Source organism: Leifsonia xyli subsp. xyli str. CTCB07, assembly GCF_000007665.1.
Classification (GTDB): Bacteria; Actinomycetota; Actinomycetes; order Actinomycetales; family Microbacteriaceae; genus Leifsonia; species Leifsonia xyli_C.
On the sequence record NC_006087.1, the window covers coordinates 156,005 to 172,235 of the forward strand.

Consider the following 16,231-nt stretch of genomic DNA (forward strand, 5'->3'; position numbering starts at 1 on the left):
GTTCAACCGCTTCACGATCCAGGAGGCCTTCGTGTCCCACGTTAACGCTGCTCTCACACCGCGCGCTCGTCTGCGCCTTGCCAGGCTCATCGTCGAGGACCATTGGCTGGTCTCCGTCGCAGCGAAGATGTTTATGGTCTCGCCCGTTACCGCGCGGAAATGGGCGGCGAGGTTCCGCGCCGAAGGCACGGGAGGGATGACCGACCGGTCTAGCCGCCCACGATCGATGCCAACGCGGACGCCGTTGCCCGTGCTCAAGCGGATCGTGCGGGCGAGGTGGCGACGACGCCTGGGGCCGGTGCAGATCGCCGGCGAGCTTGGCCTTCCCGCCTCGACCGTCCACGCCGTCCTGGTGTGCTGCCGCATCAACCGGCTCTGCACCATTGATCGGGTCACGGGCGAGCCGATCCGTCGCTACGAGCACGACCACCCTGGATCGCTGATCCATGTCGACGTGACGAAGTTCGGCAACATCCCCAACGGCGGCGGCTGACGATTCGTCGGCCGCGTCCAGGGCGAACGCAACCGGGAAGCGACCGCCACCCGCACGAAGAGCAGGAACCACCGCTACGAGCCACGGTTGGGCACCGCGTTCGTCTACACGATCATCGACGACCACTCCCGCGTCGCCTACGCCGAGATCTGCTCCGACGAGAAGGCGGACACCGCGATCGGTGTCCTGCGGCGTGCTGTCGCCTGGTTCGCCGACCGGGATGTCAGCGTCGAACTCGTCCTCTCGGACAACGGCTCCGCCTACAAGTCCTACGCCTGGCGAGACGCCTGCACAGAGCTCGGGATCAGGGCGAAGAAGACCCGACCATACCGACCACAGACCAACGGGAAGATCGAACGCTTCCACCGCACACTCGCCGACGGCTGGGCCTACGCCCGGTTCTATGGTTCAGAGGCCGAACGACGAGAAGCACTCCCCGGCTGGCCCCACTTCTACAATCATCACCAGCACCACTCCGCCATCAGAGCCCCACCCATTAGCAGAATCGACAACAACCTCCCTGGACATCACACCTAGGCCGCATACACGGACCGGACAGGTCCTGTACCCGTTCAGGTCTCCTGTCCGTTACGGAGAGCCGGATGTTTCCACGGCACTCGGTTTTGTCCATGCTGTACATGCCTGATACAAAATTTATTACTCATTGTGGACAATCCGCCCCGACTGTCCCCGATTCGCAGAAGATCGCCAGGACGATCCCCCGACAGTGCAAGGATTTCGGCTTCCCGAACAGCGCCCGGCGATGGTGAACCCGTGGGGTCAGCCCAAGGAGCCGCGATCATGATGCGGACCCCGAAAGCGGCGAGTTCCGCCAGCCACGAGGCGCTCGCACCCGAGCGTCAGGCCACGAGGTCCGCAGCGAGGCTCAGCGCCCCCACGAGTCCGGAGGCGCACTCGAGGGCCGGGGCGACGAGCAGATCGCGGGGGTCGCCCGAGGCCAGTTGCGGCGGCCCGTAGCCACCCGCGATGGCAGACAGAGCCGGCCGGGTCCGCTCCAGCAGCCCGGGTGCGAGCATCACGCCACCGCCCAGCACCATCCGGTCGAGTCCCAGGGTGAACACCGTCGTCACCGCGAGCTGTGCGATGTAGTAGGCCAGGATGTCGAACGCTTCGTCGCGCAGATCGGTGGAGAACGAGGACGCGTCGGCCCCCCACCGGGCACTGACGGCCGGCCCGGCGGTCAGCCCTTCGAGGCAGTCGCCGTGGTATGGGCAGTTGCCCGCGAACCGATCGGCGGGGTGGCGCCGCACGAGAAGATGCCCCAGCTCCGGCCAGCCGTTCCCCGTCACCGGGCGGCCGTCCAGGATGAGCCCGACGCCGACGCCCGTGCCGATGGTCGTGTAGCCGAGATTGCGGGCGCCCTGCCCGGCTCCGGCGCGGAATTCGCCGATGGCGGCGCCGGTGACATCGCTGACGAACGCAACCGGTGCGTTCGCGGCGGAGCGCACCGCGCCGAGCACGTCCGTATCGGCCCAGCCCGGCTTCGGGGTCGAGGTCACCCAGCCGAACCGAGACGAGGACGGATCGGCGTCGACCGGTCCGAAGGAGGCCACCCCCACGGCTTCGACAGGACCGACCTCGCGGAGGAAGTCGGCGATGCGGCCGAGCGTCTCCCCGGGTGTGGTCGTGGGGAACCGCCGAGTCTGTGCGGGCTCGGCCGGATTCCCCCGCTCCGCAACGCCGCAGACGATCTTCGTCCCTCCGGTCTCGATACCCGCGATCATCGGTCCACCATCCTCCCTTGTCCCAGCGGCGGATCCGCCGTCCCTAGTGAACGGTAGCCGACTCGCAGCCCGCGTCGGCACTCGGTCGCCGAACGGCGGACCGACGAGGAGACCTCTCCCCGGTTGGCTGGCCGAGCCAGGAGGGCCCATCGCACACCGTTGCGCGGACGGTGTCACACGCTGCCACCGATGGTGACGAGAGTGGTCTGTTTACCCTTCGAAGAAGAAGCACACCTGACCGGGTTTGGATCTTACGCGACCGCATGTGTGGTCGGATATGACCCAACGCGTGGGACGGGGTTCGCCCGGGGACGACGAAAGGCCGCGCCCACGCATTGGGTTGCGTGGGCGCGGCGGTTTCGGCGTTCCCGGGTGTGTGGCGAAGCCGATCAGCCACAGGTAGACCTTCGAGATGAGGGGCAGGCCGAGGGCCTGGATGATCTGCGGCAGCACGAGGACGAAGCCGAGGAAGGCGCTCGATCGGCCGAAGAAAAGGCTGATCTTTCGACCACCAGGAGCGCCTCCTAATCAATTTCTCCAAAAAGTAACGGTAGGATTCAACACGGGATAGTTTGCGTCACACTGTGACGTTTGCTTATAAATCTTATTCACCGTCATAGAAAAGCACGGGTCACCCACATAGCCGATTTCAAAGGAAAAATCTTCACATGTTTTCATGGTGAACCTGTATACTGCAGACGACCCAGTGTACGCCTCAGCTTAGTGATTGATCATGTAGTCGATCTTTACGAAACAAGTATCAAAGTTGTAATCGTTCTTGTAGATTTTCACAACCAAACCCGTGCCTATCCACCCGTCAATTGAAGAACTATTCCACACCCCACAGACACGGTAGTTCGATTTGGCGTTGGCGGCAGGGGCGACGATCACCCCTGTCATTAGAACAGCGAGCGCGGGAATCGCGACCACCGCCAACCTGACAAACCTCTTGAAAGACATCATCAGAACCTTTCTTCCGTAATCACTCCGGCACCCAGCCTCCGCCCTTTCCCCAGGGTCGTGGCCGTTCCGGTTGAACCGCAGCAAAAGCTGCGCGCTCATGCTCTTACCAATACTCGATGCACGTCAATCCCTAATCGTCAGACCAGACCGCGCACCCCACCGAGGGCCGTCAGGGAGTGTGCGGTGTGATTCGCCCTGGGTTTGGTTCCTGTTGGGAGTCTTGAGAAACGGTTCCTCTTAAGGGTTATTCAGTTTCGGTGTAGTGGGATTTTTAGGCCTCTATCGGGGTGCGTATGCTGAGTTCTCCGTGGAAGCGCTGGTCGTTCCACCACCACACGTATTCGAGGGTTGCCAGTTCGACCTGCTCGATGATTCGCTGGGGACCTTGCCTGCGGATCAACTCCGTTTTGTAAAGGCCATTGACGGCCTCGACCAGAGCGCTTTCATAGCTGTCTCCAACCGTTCCCGTCGACGGCATCGCGCCGAGCACGACGATGCGCACGATCGGTGTAGACCACCGCCATGTACTTCGACCCATGACCCGAATGATGCGTGCCCCGCCTACACCGTTCTCGGCATGCTCGCCGGGACGGGGGTCGGTCTGCTGACCGGAGCGCTCGACCGCGCTCCTGCTCCCACCGCCAACCAACACGCTCACTGTTGCCAGTACCTACACGCTGATCGGTATCGGCCCCCTTGCGGCAGGAACCCTGATCGTCGGACTTGCCACGCTGAGGTTCATAAGACAACGCCACGTTAGCCCGTTCACCGCAGCAGCATTCGTTTCCATGCTCTCGATTGGGCTGGCGATTCTCGTTGCTGTGATCGCCACCGCATTCGGAATCAACTTCTTTCTTGCGCTCCTTGGATTCGGAATCCCGGTCATTTGGTGCATGATCGTTGCAGCAGTTCTTCTGCCGTGGCTCTCCCGTCACCACGCGATCTCCATAACCGCACTGGCAGCTTGGCAAGCTTCTTCACGAAGCGGGCAGCACAATCGGCCAACGTGCAGGTGAGTTTCTGCCTCTTCGCCACCTGAAGCATCTATGGCGCGAGCTGTTGGAAGCCGTGGAACACGCTTAGTTGTCAGACGCAGTTTCGCGCAACGGCCTCGACCCCGAAACGATCCCGATGCTCGGTGACAAACCGGATCATCGCGTCACGAGACAATCGAGTTCCTACGCGAAAAGCACCGACACCGCCCACAATATCTCGTTCACACCTTCCAACTCACCCACATGCTTCTTCAACCGGTAAATCTCCATACGTGCTCCACTGATCGCACCGGATCTCTCACCCACGTCGATCTCTGCTTTGCGAGCCCAATTCCGAAACGCCTCTGGACTCACGCCGAACTTGCCAAAAAAATGCGCCAGCACAACCCAACCAGACGAACGACCAGAGCACACTTCGACCACCAAACGTAATACTCGCTTCCAGAAATCAAGTGTGTAGATCCTTGCCCTCGTTCCAACTCTCACAAATCCAAATACCGAAACCAAACCCAGGGCGAATCATGGTGTTCTCCACACCCGCGGGCGGATTCATGTTCACGCCGACTATTCGCGAGAACTCTTGGTATGACCAGGCGCTCCGATCCGCTAACCTTCCGCCCATGACGATCCACGACCTGCGGCATACGGCTGCGAGCCTGGTCATCTCGCCAGAGCCACTGTGAAAGCGGTGCAAAAGATGCTCGGGCATGCCTCAGCGGCGATGACGCTCGATACCTAAGCCGATCTGTTCGACGACCTCGATGCCGTTGCGATCGCGCTCGACAAAGCAGCGGAATTTTCACGTGTGGGCAAAATGTGGGCAAAAAGACCAGACAAAAGAAAACGGCGACCCTCTCGGATCGCCGTCCCCAGTAAATCACTGGTCTGTAGCGAGGGCGGGACTCGAACCCGCGACACCACGATTATGAGCCGTGTGCTCTAACCACCTGAGCTACCCCGCCGCGGTCTCCTGCGATCGCAAGGTGATCGGGGAGACGGAGCCCCCTGTGGGAATCGGACCCACTACCTCTTCCTTACCAAGGAAGTGCTCTACCAATGAGCTAAGGGGGCGCAGCCGCGTCCTGGCCAGGGCGGGGACGTTTTCGGCAACCGTAAGAGAATAGCATCCCGGAGGGAGGGGCTCGGACCACCTCCGTTCCAGCATCGGCCCTCGTCACGCGAGGGGACTGCCGACCTGGCGGACCGGACAGCGAAGGTGCAGCGCCCGCTAGGAGGCGTTGGCTTTGAGCCAGGCGTAGGGGTCCGACCGAGCCGGTCCCGTCGAGGCGGATCTCAAGGTGGAGGTGGGCGCCGGTCGAGACGCCGGTGTTGCCCACGAGACCGACGATCTCTCCGACCGTCACCTGCTGACCCACGGAGACCCGCACGGACCCCGTCTGCATGTGGCAGTACTTGCTGCTGACGAGTTTGCCGCCGATCGTGTGGTCGATCGTCACGTTCACGCCGCAGCCATCGCCGCGCGTGACCACATCGCGCACCACCCCGTCCGCGACGATCCGAATCGGCACGCCCGCACCCGGGGTGAAATCGACACCGAGGTGGTTGCTGGACGCCCCAGCGGTCGGCGCCGTCCGGTTCGTTCGTGAAGGTGTCGGTAATCCGCATCGAGTACAGATCGGCGATCTGCACCGGCCCCAGGCGTCGTCGCCACCTCGCCCGCACGATCCGCTTGAGCACGGGCAACGGCGTCCGCGTTGGCATCGATCGTGGGCGGCTAGACCGGTCGGTCATCCCTCCCGTGCCTTCGGCGCGGAACCTCGCCGCCCATTTCCGCGCGGTAACGGGCGAGACCATAAACATCTTCGCTGCGACGGAGACCAGCCAATGGTCCTCGACGATGAGCCTGGCAAGGCGCAGACGAGCGCGCGGTGTGAGAGCAGCGTTAACGTGGGACACGAAGGCCTCCTGGATCGTGAAGCGGTTGAACTGAACAGCTCCACTTCACAACCGGAGGCCCTCGCCCCTCAACTCCTCACGACCGTATCGCCGAAACAACCCCCCTGGACATCACACCTAGAAGAGGTCGGGCGACGGCGCGCTCGCGTGGCGGATGGAGACGTCCGCGCGCCGGTCGAAGCGGTAGCCCACCCCGCGCACGGTGCGCACGATGTCCTCGTAGCGGCCGAGCTTTGAGCGCAGCCGACGGATGTGGACGTCGATGGTGCGTTCGTTGGGCACCTCGTCCTCGTCGGCGGCGGCCCAGAGCGAGGAGATGAGCTCCGCGCGCTCGATCGTGCGGCCCTTGCGCAGGACCAAGTACTGCAGTAGCTCGAACTCCTTGTATGTGAGCGCGACCGCCTGGTTGTCGAGGACCAGGCGCTTGCGGGAGATGTCGATGACCACACCGGAGGAAGCGCGGTCCTCGTCCTCGTCCTCGTCCGCCGCTCTGGTGTGGCGGTGCTTGGCGATGGCGGATGGGTCCTGCAGGGCGAGGCGCACGACATCCACATCGCGCCCGCCTGCGCCGGCCGGGGCCAGGGCGACGGCGGCGTAGGTCTCGGACTCGGGCGCCAGTTCCGCGGTCAGCTGCTTCAGCGCCTCCACGATGCGGCCGAGGTCGGTGCCGGCGGAAGCGGCCTTCAGCTCGTCGATGCCGACGTAGAGGACGAAGCCGCGGGCCTCGGTGCCCTCCGGCACGGCGCGGATGCGCGGGGCGGGGGCGGCAGCGGCGGGCTGTGCGGTGGGTCGGAGAGTGTCGAGGGTGGCGAGAGACATGGGAGGGAGTCCTTCGGATGACGATGATGTGCCGGTTCCCGGTACGACGAGTTCCGCGATTCGTGGCGGCGGAGGCCCGGGGTTTTCCGGTGTTACGAGATGTCCCCGTTCAGAAGGGGACGGATGCGCGGGTGCGTTCGTGTGGCGCGCCCGGGGAGCTCTGCCCGGCGTCGACGCGCGGTACACGTCGGAGGGCGACCGCTCGGCGAAAGGGTCGTCAGGTCAGCGACACATTCGGCAATGCATGACGGATTCGCGGCCGGCCATCATCATGCCGGCATCCCCAAGGGCCTCGAAGGAGGTCAGGGTACGCGAGTTGTCCATCATGGTGAGAAGTAAACCGTCTTGTGACTTGCGGTGTCAAATCGTTACGGCAGGGTGTGCCCACCCCCGGCGACCGAGTACACCTAAACGGTGCCGTACAACCGGTCCCCGGCGTCGCCCAGGCCGGGAACGATGTAGCCGTTCTCGTTGAGGCGCTCGTCCAGCGCCCCCAGGACGATGGTCACATCCCGCCCCTCCGTCGCCTTCTCCAGCGCCGCCAGGCCCTCTGGGGCCGCGAGGATGCAGATGGCGGTGACATCCACCGCATTGCGCTTGAAGAGGAAGTCGATCGCCGCGCCGAGCGAGCCGCCGGTGGCGAGCATCGGGTCGAGCACGAAGCACTGGCGTTCGGAGAGGTCCATCGGGAGGCGCTCGGCGTAAGTGGTCGGCTCGAACGTCTCCTCATTGCGGGCCATGCCGAGGAACCCGACCTCGGCGGTCGGCATGAGGCTCACCATGCCCTCCAGCATCCCGAGCCCGGCGCGCAGGATGGGGACGACCAGAGGCCGCGGCTCGCTGATGGTCACCCCCCTCGTGGAGGTGACCGGCGTCTCGATCTCGACGGGCTCGACCCGGACCGCGCGCGTCGCCTCGTAGGCGAGCAAGGTCACGAGCTCTTCCGTGAGCGCCCGGAATGTCGGAGCCGGTGTCTCCTTGTTGCGGAGCACAGAGAGTTTGTGAGTGATCAGGGGGTGGTCCGCAACATGCACTCGCATAGGCTCAAGGGTAGCCGAACACCCCCGGGAGGAAGCCCGTGCCCCTGCCTGTCCCCGCCGCGTACGAGGAGTGGATGCGGCGCGCCCTCGCCGACGCAGCCCGCGCTGCCGCGACCGGCGACGTGCCCGTGGCCGCCCTCGTGGTGGATGCCGGTGAGCGGGTCATCGGAACGGGACGCAACGAGCGCGAACTGCTCCGCGACCCGACCGCGCACGCGGAAGTGCTCGCCCTGCGCGAGGCGGCATCCTCCCGCGCGGACTGGAATCTGGAAGGGTGTACGCTCGTCGTCACCCTCGAGCCCTGCGCGATGTGCGCGGGCGCCATCCTGGGGGCACGCGTCACGACGGTGGTGTTCGGGGCGTGGGACGAGAAAGCGGGGGCGGCGGGGTCGCTGTACGACATCCTGCGCGACCGCCGGCTGCCCGCCCGGTCCGAGGTCTACGCGGGGGTGCTGGCGGAGGAGTGCCGTGCGCTGCTGCTGGCCTTCTTCGAGGCCAAGCGCTGATCGATCCAGTACACGGCGACGAAGACGGCTAGTGCGAAGGCGATCGCGTAGGTCGACTGGTAGTACATGAAGAATGTCGCCGGGGCTGTCGCGAACACGATCGCGGTGCGAGCGAGAAGCCCCGCAGCGATGGCGGCGACGAACAGCTTTCGGCGGACGAGGGCGCCGGCGAAGAGCAGGAGGAGGAGCCCGAGCGCCGGGATGACGTTCCACACGATCTGGCCGCCGGGGACATCCTGATTGTTCGCGTCGACGAGCAGGAAGGCACGGACGACCGCGACACGCGTGTCCTGATCGATCGCTGCCATCTCAGGCGAGCGATCGATGATCGCGGGGAGTTCGGCATGGCATGTCGCGCAAGCGATCATCTCTTTGCCTCTGACCTCGGCCGACGGGATGCCGCCCAGCGAATTCGTCGCGACGAAGGTCTGCATCCTGGCCTCGAGGAACACTCCCGGGTTCTCTCGGATGAGTGAGAGGTACGCCCGCTGGAACGCACCGGCATTCTCTCGGTACCCGTCGCGGAGAACCGCGCCTTCGCTCTCCCACATCGCCGTGATGTCCAGCGGGTCCGGGTACTTCCGGAGGATGGAGAGGTCGATCGATCGATCGCGGCCAGGTTCGCTTCGAGGTGCGGTCCGCCCAGGTTGCCGGCGAGCATCACGGAAAGCGGATTCATGGTCGCGGTCATCAGGTATTTCGAGTTGGCCAGCACGACGTTCACTCCGGCCATCGCCCCTGAGAACCCTGCGGCGATCACCAGCGCGGTCGCGAGCGCGCGTCGACTGCTGCCAGGGTCGCGGCGGAAGATCCGCAGGGAGACGGCCGCGTACGGGATGAGGAGGTAGAGGAGGTTCTCTGAGCGCCAGAAGGCCACGACGACGATCGCCACCGTCAGCAGGACGAACTCCCGGTACCTGTTCGTCAGGAGTTCCGGACGCAGCTTGAGGAGGAGCCGGAACAGGATCGCGATCTCGATGTAGAGCAGGATCGTCGTTCTCAGCGGAAGCATGTTGTAGAGCAGGATCGGCGGGAGGAGGAAGGGCAGAACCATCGCAGAGCCGAGCCAGGACCGCCGCAACAGGTCCGCTGTGCGGGCGGTTAGCCAGCCCACGACAACGGATCCAACCAGGACCTGGACGACGATCGGCGCGATCGGGGACGGGATGATGATCATGCTCGTTGTGAAGAACACAGACGTCAGCAGGTTCTGCCAGGTCTGGATCCAGTTCTCCTGCGCCTTCAAGACGACGCGATAGGAGTCGTACTGCCAGTAACCCGGCCAGATGAGAAGAAGCAGGAGGATGCACAGGCCGAAATAGACCGCCGAGATGATGAGTCAGCGCCGCATCGCGGGGTCGCCGTTCCGCCACTTGCGGATGAAGGCCATCGCACAGAGAACGGCCGAATAGACCATCGCGAAGGCCAGCACCCGCATCCCGAACCAGATGAGCGGACGCCCGATTGCCGGTGGCGGGGCCTCCACGGTCATCCCCGATGTGTCGTATGAACTGACCGACGCGCTCCCGAATGGCTAGTCGAAGACGCAAAGGGTGGAGAGGACGACCATCAGCGCGAAGAGCGGTACGCTGAAAACCAGCGCGCGAAGAAAAGGGCTTCGATTTCGCACGGAGCGATCCTAGGCTGACGTCAAACGACTGCCATCGCAATGTGTGCTATTGCAGTGTGCCGCTCGTCGTTTTGGGTGAGGTCCCGTCCAGCTACGCGCAGCAGCGGCTGCTCGGCCGCGAGGAACGGGAACTCCTCCGACTGGTAAGCGGCCTTTTCGCCGCCGAGGACCACGACGAGATCGGCCTCCGTCGGGTCGATCGCCGCAACATCCGTCCGCGTCGCGTCGATCACGCACAGGTCGTAGCCGTGCTCTGTGAGCACCGGGCCGATGTTGCCGAGGTGGATGCTGGGGCTGTGCTGCAGGATGAGAGCTGTCTTCGTCACTCCAGTCCTTTGATGACGATCGCGTCGGTGGGGGGATTCCGTTCGTTCGGGTCGACCCAGACGTCCGGTTCGACGTAGATCACGCGGGCCGCGGGAACAACCTCGCGGATCCGCCGTTCGACCGCGTCGATCGCCGCCGAGACGTCCGCGAGGCGGCTCTCGCCGGACATCGCGACCTTCGCCCCGAAGAGCAGTTCGTCGGGCCCGAGGTAGAGCGTTTTCATGTGGATGATGCGCTCGACCTCGCCGCCGCTGAGCACAGCCCGCTCGATCGCGGCGGCATCCGAGTCCGACGCGCCCTCGCCGACCAGCAGGCTCTTCGTCTCGAAGCCCAGGACGAGGGCGACGACGATCAGCAGCGTGCCGATGAGGAGCGTGCCGATCGCATCCCACACGGCGTCGCCCGTCAGGACGCTGAGGCTGATCCCGATCAGCGCGAACAGCAGACCCGCGAGCGCGGCGACGTCCTCGAGCAGCACGACGGGCAGCTCGGGAGCCTTGGCGCGCCGGATGAACTGCAGCCACGATATGCTCTGCTTGTGCGGTCGCGACTCGTGGATCGCCCTGCGCAGCGAGAACGACTCCAGCCCGATCGCGATCAGCAGCACGAGCAGCGGCAGCCAGGAGTTCTCAAGAGAGTGCCGGTGCGTGAGCTTCTCGACGCCCTCGTAGAGCGAGAACACCCCACCGGCGGAGAACAGGACGATGGAGACGACGAAAGCGTAGACGTAGCGCTCCCGGCCATAGCCGAACGGATGCTTCCGGTCCGCCTTCTTCTTGGCCCGCCGGCCGCCGAGCAGCAGGAGCAGCTGGTTGCCGCAGTCCGCGATCGAGTGGACGCCTTCGGCGAGCATCGAGGAGGAGCCGGAGAAGAGCCAGGCGATGAGCTTCGTCAGGGCGATGCCGAGGTTGGCGGCGAAGGCCGCGACGATCGCCCTGGTGCCACCTGATGCGCTCATGGCCTCATCCTAGGATGGCCCCATGACCGACACGCAAAACCTCACCCTGCCGACCATCGCCATGCTTGGCGCCGGGTCGATGGGCCGGGCCATCCTGTCCGGCCTCACCGCTCCCGGCGTGACCGTGACCGGCGGCATCCGTGCGACCAATCGCTCTGCTGCCAGCGCCGAAGGGTTGGGCGACCTGCCCGGCGTCACCGCGTACGCCACTGAGGCCGACCCGGACGCCAACCGTCTGGCCGTGGCCGGCACTGAGATCGTGGTCGTGGCCGTCAAACCCGGGATGGTCCCCGGTCTGCTGCGCGAGATCGCCCCTTCGCTCACTCCCGGGGCCGTCGTGGTGAGCGTCGCCGCCGGTGTGACCACCGCGACATTCGAGTCCCTCCTGCCGGAGTCCGTGGCTGTCGTGCGGTCGATGCCGAACACCCCCGCCGTCGTCGGCAGGGCCGTCACCGGTATCAGCGCCGGCACCCGTTCGGAACCCGATGACCTCGCCCTCGTCCGCTCCCTCTTCGAGACCGTCGGCGAGGTGGTCGACGTCCCCGAGTCGCAGCTCGACGCTCTCGGCACCATCTCCGGCTCCGGGCCCGCCTATGTCTTCTTCCTCGTCGAGGCCCTCACCGCCGCCGCCCTCGAGAAAGGCTTCACACCCGAGCAGGCGCGCACCCTTGTTAACGGCACCTTTCTCGGCGCCGCTGACCTCCTCGTCGCCTCGGGCGAAGACCCCGCCGACCTCCGCCGCCGCGTCACCAGTCCCGGCGGCACCACCGAGCGCGCCATCGGGGTCCTCGCCGCCGCTGACCTCCCCGCCCTCTTCGCCCGCGCCACCGACGCCGCCCTCGCCCGCTCCCGCGAACTTGCCGCCACCTGACCGACTTCCGGATCAGGCCAGACCCCGCACACCGTTGTTCAGACATCGGCCGGGACCGACCGATCTCCGATGCCGTTATGCCGAACGAGGCACTTCTTTGCGGAGGAAGATGAGATCGACGCCGTCGTGGAGCGCCTCCCGCCGCGTCTGGTACATAGCCCTCACGCTGATACAGCCGGATGTTCGCCTCGCTGAGGTGACCGGTGAAGAGCTCGAAGACCTGCGCGCCGCTGGCCTCCTCGGCGGCCCTGAGCAGCAGCGTCCCCAGACCACGCCCCTGCATATCGGGCGCGACTGTGAGCCGCCTGATATGCGCGACGCCAGCCTCAACCGACCACCGGACGGCGCCCACAAGCCTCGCGCCGACGCGTGCTCCCAGTGCGGGTCCTTGGAGCTCCTGCTCAAGGTCCGGCAGGGACTGGGTCAGAGCGGGCAGAAACGGATCGTGATAGATCTGCGCTTCGGTCGCATAAGCCGCCCGCTGCAACGTCATCACCTCACCCGCAGCATCCGAAGTGAGTCTCTCCAACTCGAACCGTTGCGGCTGCTGAGTGTTCGTCATCATGCACCTTCCAGAATGGAGGACTGCACGGCGATGATCGCGGGTTCGTGAACTGCCATGCAGCCCGCGAACATGCGTCAAGGCTGCTACCGCAGCCACCACCACGAGGTCTGAGTCGAACGCATGAGAGGGAGCCTACCCAGCGATCAATCCCGACATCGAGAGCCGCAGAACCGCGCCGGAAGTCTCACGCATTCATCCAACTCGAATACGACCCCTGCACCGGCACCAGCACCACAATCACCACCGACCCTACACCGGCATCAGCGGCTCAACCCAGCAGCCCGCGTTCGCAACCTCACGAGGAACTACAGCTAGGCGTCGAGGGCGGCGAAGCGTTCGATGTCGGCGGAGGCGCCGGAGACGATGATGAGGTCGTGGTTGGAGACAACGGTGTCGGCCGTGGCGTAGGTGAATGGCTTGCCGGGGGATTTCACCCCGACGACCGTGATGTTGTGCTTGGTGCGCACGCCCGACTCGGTGAGGTTCAGGCCGCGGATGGGCTTCGGTGGGTACATCTTCACGAGCGCGAAGTCGTCGTCGAACTCGATGAAGTCGAGCATCCGTCCGGAGACGAGGTGCGCGACCCGCTCGCCGGCTTCCGCCTCCGGATAGATGACGTGGTTGGCGCCGATGCGCTCGAGGATCTTGCCGTGCGACTGCGAGATCGCCTTGGCCCAGATCTGGGGGATGCGTAGGTCGACCAAGTTCGCGGTGATGAGCACGCTCGCCTCGATGGACGAACCGACAGCGACGACCGCGATGGAGAAGTCTTCCGCACCAATCTGCCGCAGCGTCTCGATCGAGCGCGCATCCGCCTGGACGGTGTGCGTCACGCGGTCCGCCCACTTCTGCACGAGGCTGGGATCGGTGTCGATCGCGAGGACTTCGCGGTTCAGCCGGTCCAGCTGACCGGCTGTGGCCGCCCCGAAGCGGCCGAGCCCGATCACCAGGACGGGGGCGTTGTGCTTGATACGGTCAACCAACGAGCGTCCTCTCCTCGGGGTTCTGGTAGAGCTGCTTGCGCTGGCTCTGGGCCAGCGCCGCGGCGAGTGTCACTGTACCAACGCGACCGCAGAACATCGTGGCGGCCATGACGTAGACGCCCGCGTCGGGCAGCTTCTCGGTGAGGCCGGTGGACAGGCCGCAGGTCGCGAACGCCGAGATGACGTCGAAGAGCACATGGTCGAGCGGCGCTTTGGTGATCTGCAAGATCAGGACGGCGGACACCGCCACGATCGTCGCCCCCCAGAGCGCCACCGCCACCGCCAGTCGCAGCACGTCCACGGGGATGCGTCGTCGGAACGCATCCATCGGCTCCACCCCGCGCGCTTCCGCGACGGCCGCGAGGAAGAGCACCGCGAGCGTCGTCACCTTGATGCCGCCGGCGGTGGAGGCCGATCCGCCGCCGATGAACATCAGCATGTCGGTCACCAGCAGGCTGGAGCCGTGCAGGTCGTCGATGTCGATGGTCGAGAACCCACCCGATCGCGCCATCGTGGACAGGAAGAAGGACTGGAAAACCGTGTGCCCGGCATCCAAGCCGCCGAACGTCTTAGCGTTGTCGTGTTCGAGCACGATGTACAGCACCGCGCCCACGACCAGCAGGATGACCGACATGAGCAGCGTCAGCTTGACATGGATGGACCACCGCCGCCGCCTGCGTCGCAGATTGGACGCGATGGCCAGGATGACGGGGAACCCGATGGCTCCGAGGAACACGCCGATCATCAGAGCGCCGAGGAACCAGAAGTCGTTCACGAACGGCGTCAGCCCCTCGGCGTTCGGTGCGAAGCCGGTGTTCGTGAACGCCATCGCCGAGTAGTAGACGCTCTCCCAGAGGGCTGTGCCGACGTTCACTCCCGCGATCAGCATCCGCGGGAAGAGCAGTACGGCGACGAGCCCCTCGATGACGATCATGCTGATCGCGACGGTCCGAAGGAGCTTGCCGACGTCGCCGAGCAGCACCGCCTGCCCCTCGGCCACCGGCCCGGAGTGCATACGCAGAGGGTTGCTGTCGCTCGCTGCTATCAGCTTGGCGCGCAGCCCCAGCCGACGTGAGATGACGAGCCCCAGAATGCTCGCCATCGTCAGCACGCCGACCGCGCCGATCTGCACGCCGAGATAGACCAGCAGATGCCCGAACACCGACCAGTGCGTCGCCATGTCCACGGTGGAGAGCCCCGTGACGCAGATGACCGAGATCGCTGTGAACAGCGAGTCGGCCAGTCCGGTGACGTGCCCGCTCGCCGAGGAGATCGGCAGCGAGAAGAGCAGTGTGAACACCAGGATGAGCGCGGCGAACACCAGGATGGCGAAGCGGGACGGGCTGCGCTGTGCGAACCCGTTGACTGCCGCGCGCACCCGCCCCACGGGCGTGATGGTTCCTAGCCGGACCGCCCGCGTGGTGCGCATCGAACGTTCCTTCCCACCGATAGCTTCCGACATGGTACTCCGACTGCGAGGCGACTAGCCTGGTGGAATGGCCGACATCTTCGACGTGATCGCCGACCCGACGCGGCGGGACATCCTGAGAGTGCTGCTCGACCGCAACTCGGATCAGTCGTCGCCCGCAGGCGAAATTTCGGTCTCGGAGATCGTGGCGCGGCTGGAACTCAGCCAGCCGACAGTGTCCAAGCATCTGAAGGTGCTGCGGGAAGCCGCGCTCGTCGTTGTGCGAGAGGAGGGCCAGCACCGCTACTACCGCATCGACCCGACGCCGCTGGAGGCTGTGGAGGACTGGGTCATCCCGTTCACTGCCGCCGATATGGATGTGTCCGCCCTTTCCGCGCAGCTCGCGCAGGAGACCCGCGAGTTCGCCAGCACGGTCGGGAAGGTGCTCGCCGACACCCGCCACCGCGTCGAACGGGTCACGCCCAAGATCTGGCGTCGCGACGAGCGCTGACCGTCACCGCTTGCCGTCGGGGCGAAGCGGTTCTAGAGTTCCTTAGCGCCCGTCGGCTCGACCCGAGTAGCGTGGTGGGCGAGAGAGGACGGTCGATGGGTCACGATGCCGCTTCGAGCGCGTTGAGCGATGTGCGCTTCCTGACGGTCGCCGAGGTCGCCGAGATGATGCGCGTCTCGCGGATGACCGTGTATCGGCTCGTGCATTCCGGGCAGCTGCCGGCCATCCGGTTCGGGCGTTCGTTCCGGGTGCCGGAGTCTGCTGTCACGCAGGCCCTCAAGCAGGGTGTCGCCGTCACCGCGTGACGTCCGGTAGACTGGTTGCTTGTGTAGCCGCGTATCCCGCGGCAAACTCCCCAAATTTTGTGAGGTCTCCGTGGGTTCCGTTATCAAGAAGCGTCGCAAGCGTATGGCGAAGAAGAAGCACCGCAAGCTTCTGCGCAAGACGCGCCACCAGCGTCGCAACAAGAAGTAGACCACAGCGTCTGAGGCTCAAGCGTC

Annotated in this window: 19 protein-coding genes, 2 tRNA genes and 4 pseudogenes; 7 read left to right on the forward strand and 18 right to left on the reverse strand. The window is 65.1% G+C overall.

Annotated elements, in window-relative coordinates:
- Positions 1–31 precede the first annotated feature (31 nt).
- Positions 32–1,030: pseudogene (locus LXX_RS00770) on the forward strand (IS481-like element ISLxx4 family transposase).
- Between the two features lie 323 nt (positions 1,031–1,353).
- Here the strand turns inward: LXX_RS00770 and LXX_RS00775 are convergent.
- From LXX_RS00775 to LXX_RS13950, 4 genes are all read right to left on the reverse strand, one after another.
- Positions 1,354–2,238: an ROK family protein gene (locus LXX_RS00775; protein WP_011185234.1), complete on the reverse strand. Its 885-nt coding sequence runs from the start codon at positions 2,236–2,238 to the stop codon at positions 1,354–1,356.
- A gap of 720 nt (positions 2,239–2,958) precedes the next feature.
- Positions 2,959–3,300, reverse strand: a complete 342-nt coding sequence (locus LXX_RS00780) for a hypothetical protein (protein ID WP_041766890.1) — start codon at positions 3,298–3,300, stop codon at positions 2,959–2,961.
- 172 nt (positions 3,301–3,472) lie between these two features.
- Positions 3,473–3,703 carry an integrase core domain-containing protein gene (locus LXX_RS14720; RefSeq protein WP_050737794.1) on the reverse strand — a complete coding sequence of 77 codons (231 nt, stop codon included), beginning with the start codon at positions 3,701–3,703 and terminating at the stop codon, positions 3,473–3,475.
- Between the two features lie 676 nt (positions 3,704–4,379).
- Positions 4,380–4,622 carry a hypothetical protein gene (locus LXX_RS13950; protein WP_141692834.1) on the reverse strand — a complete coding sequence of 81 codons (243 nt, stop codon included), beginning with the start codon at positions 4,620–4,622 and terminating at the stop codon, positions 4,380–4,382.
- 194 nt (positions 4,623–4,816) lie between these two features.
- On the opposite strand from LXX_RS13950, the pseudogene LXX_RS15045 reads away from it, so the two are divergent.
- A pseudogene (locus tag LXX_RS15045) lies at positions 4,817–4,932 on the forward strand (tyrosine-type recombinase/integrase); the annotation flags it as partial.
- A gap of 152 nt (positions 4,933–5,084) precedes the next feature.
- Here the strand turns inward: LXX_RS15045 and LXX_RS00790 are convergent.
- From LXX_RS00790 to upp, 6 genes and pseudogenes are all read right to left on the reverse strand, one after another.
- Positions 5,085–5,158 (reverse strand) — tRNA-Met (locus LXX_RS00790).
- A gap of 37 nt (positions 5,159–5,195) precedes the next feature.
- Positions 5,196–5,267 (reverse strand) — tRNA-Thr (locus LXX_RS00795).
- On the reverse strand, positions 5,258–5,725 hold the full coding sequence (locus tag LXX_RS16440; RefSeq protein ID WP_068981841.1) for a M23 family metallopeptidase: 468 nt from the start codon (positions 5,723–5,725) through the stop codon (positions 5,258–5,260). The genes LXX_RS00795 and LXX_RS16440 overlap by 10 nt, the downstream gene beginning before the upstream one ends.
- Before the next feature lie 109 nt (positions 5,726–5,834).
- Positions 5,835–6,113, reverse strand: a pseudogene (locus LXX_RS13145) (leucine zipper domain-containing protein); the annotation flags it as partial.
- Positions 6,114–6,230: 117 nt separating this feature from the next.
- Positions 6,231–6,932, reverse strand: a complete 702-nt coding sequence (locus LXX_RS00810; RefSeq protein WP_011185235.1) for a winged helix-turn-helix domain-containing protein — start codon at positions 6,930–6,932, stop codon at positions 6,231–6,233.
- A 407-nt stretch (positions 6,933–7,339) separates the two neighbouring features.
- On the reverse strand, positions 7,340–7,972 hold the full coding sequence (gene upp / locus LXX_RS00815; RefSeq protein ID WP_011185236.1) for a uracil phosphoribosyltransferase: 633 nt from the start codon (positions 7,970–7,972) through the stop codon (positions 7,340–7,342).
- Between the two features lie 74 nt (positions 7,973–8,046).
- Here upp and LXX_RS00820 point away from each other — a divergent pair, with 74 nt between their 5' ends.
- Complete coding sequence (locus LXX_RS00820) at positions 8,047–8,478, forward strand: nucleoside deaminase (RefSeq protein WP_011185237.1); 432 nt, start codon at positions 8,047–8,049, stop codon at positions 8,476–8,478.
- On the opposite strand, the gene LXX_RS00825 is transcribed toward LXX_RS00820, so the two are convergent.
- The 5 genes from LXX_RS00825 to LXX_RS00840 all read right to left on the reverse strand — a co-directional run bounded on the left by LXX_RS00825 (position 8,412) and on the right by LXX_RS00840 (position 11,393).
- Positions 8,412–8,786 (reverse strand): hypothetical protein, encoded by a 375-nt coding sequence (locus tag LXX_RS00825; RefSeq protein WP_155806747.1) that lies wholly within the window; start codon positions 8,784–8,786, stop codon positions 8,412–8,414. The genes LXX_RS00820 and LXX_RS00825 overlap by 67 nt on opposite strands.
- Positions 8,787–8,842: 56 nt before the next feature.
- A complete protein-coding gene (locus LXX_RS00830) occupies positions 8,843–9,724 on the reverse strand; it encodes a hypothetical protein (protein ID WP_041766898.1) in 882 nt (293 codons plus the stop codon).
- A 93-nt stretch (positions 9,725–9,817) separates the two neighbouring features.
- Complete coding sequence (locus LXX_RS13955) at positions 9,818–9,970, reverse strand: hypothetical protein (protein WP_011185239.1); 153 nt, start codon at positions 9,968–9,970, stop codon at positions 9,818–9,820.
- 158 nt (positions 9,971–10,128) lie between these two features.
- Complete coding sequence (locus tag LXX_RS00835) at positions 10,129–10,434, reverse strand: hypothetical protein (protein WP_011185240.1); 306 nt, start codon at positions 10,432–10,434, stop codon at positions 10,129–10,131.
- Positions 10,431–11,393: a cation diffusion facilitator family transporter gene (locus LXX_RS00840; protein ID WP_011185241.1), complete on the reverse strand. Its 963-nt coding sequence runs from the start codon at positions 11,391–11,393 to the stop codon at positions 10,431–10,433. Before LXX_RS00840 ends, LXX_RS00835 begins: the two co-directional genes overlap by 4 nt.
- Positions 11,394–11,415: 22 nt before the next feature.
- On the opposite strand from LXX_RS00840, the gene proC reads away from it, so the two are divergent.
- Positions 11,416–12,264 carry a pyrroline-5-carboxylate reductase gene (gene proC / locus LXX_RS00845; RefSeq protein ID WP_041766901.1) on the forward strand — a complete coding sequence of 283 codons (849 nt, stop codon included), beginning with the start codon at positions 11,416–11,418 and terminating at the stop codon, positions 12,262–12,264.
- A gap of 208 nt (positions 12,265–12,472) precedes the next feature.
- On the opposite strand, the pseudogene LXX_RS13150 reads toward proC, so the two are convergent.
- From LXX_RS13150 to LXX_RS00860, 3 genes and pseudogenes are all read right to left on the reverse strand, one after another.
- Positions 12,473–12,829, reverse strand: a pseudogene (locus tag LXX_RS13150) (GNAT family N-acetyltransferase); the annotation flags it as partial.
- Between the two features lie 311 nt (positions 12,830–13,140).
- Complete coding sequence (locus LXX_RS00855; protein ID WP_011185243.1) at positions 13,141–13,812, reverse strand: potassium channel family protein; 672 nt, start codon at positions 13,810–13,812, stop codon at positions 13,141–13,143.
- Positions 13,805–15,241, reverse strand: coding sequence for a TrkH family potassium uptake protein (locus tag LXX_RS00860; RefSeq protein ID WP_041766905.1), 1,437 nt, complete (start codon positions 15,239–15,241; stop codon positions 13,805–13,807). Before LXX_RS00860 ends, LXX_RS00855 begins: the two co-directional genes overlap by 8 nt.
- Positions 15,242–15,308: 67 nt before the next feature.
- On the opposite strand from LXX_RS00860, the gene LXX_RS00865 reads away from it, so the two are divergent.
- The 3 genes from LXX_RS00865 to LXX_RS13155 all read left to right on the forward strand — a co-directional run bounded on the left by LXX_RS00865 (position 15,309) and on the right by LXX_RS13155 (position 16,205).
- The gene (locus LXX_RS00865; RefSeq protein ID WP_011185245.1) at positions 15,309–15,731 is read left to right on the forward strand and encodes an ArsR/SmtB family transcription factor; all 423 of its coding nucleotides are present in this window, start codon (positions 15,309–15,311) and stop codon (positions 15,729–15,731) included.
- Between the two features lie 95 nt (positions 15,732–15,826).
- Complete coding sequence (locus tag LXX_RS00870; protein WP_011185246.1) at positions 15,827–16,036, forward strand: helix-turn-helix domain-containing protein; 210 nt, start codon at positions 15,827–15,829, stop codon at positions 16,034–16,036.
- A gap of 70 nt (positions 16,037–16,106) precedes the next feature.
- Positions 16,107–16,205 (forward strand): 30S ribosomal protein bS22, encoded by a 99-nt coding sequence (locus LXX_RS13155; RefSeq protein ID WP_003792170.1) that lies wholly within the window; start codon positions 16,107–16,109, stop codon positions 16,203–16,205.
- The last annotated feature ends 26 nt before the right edge of the window (positions 16,206–16,231 follow it).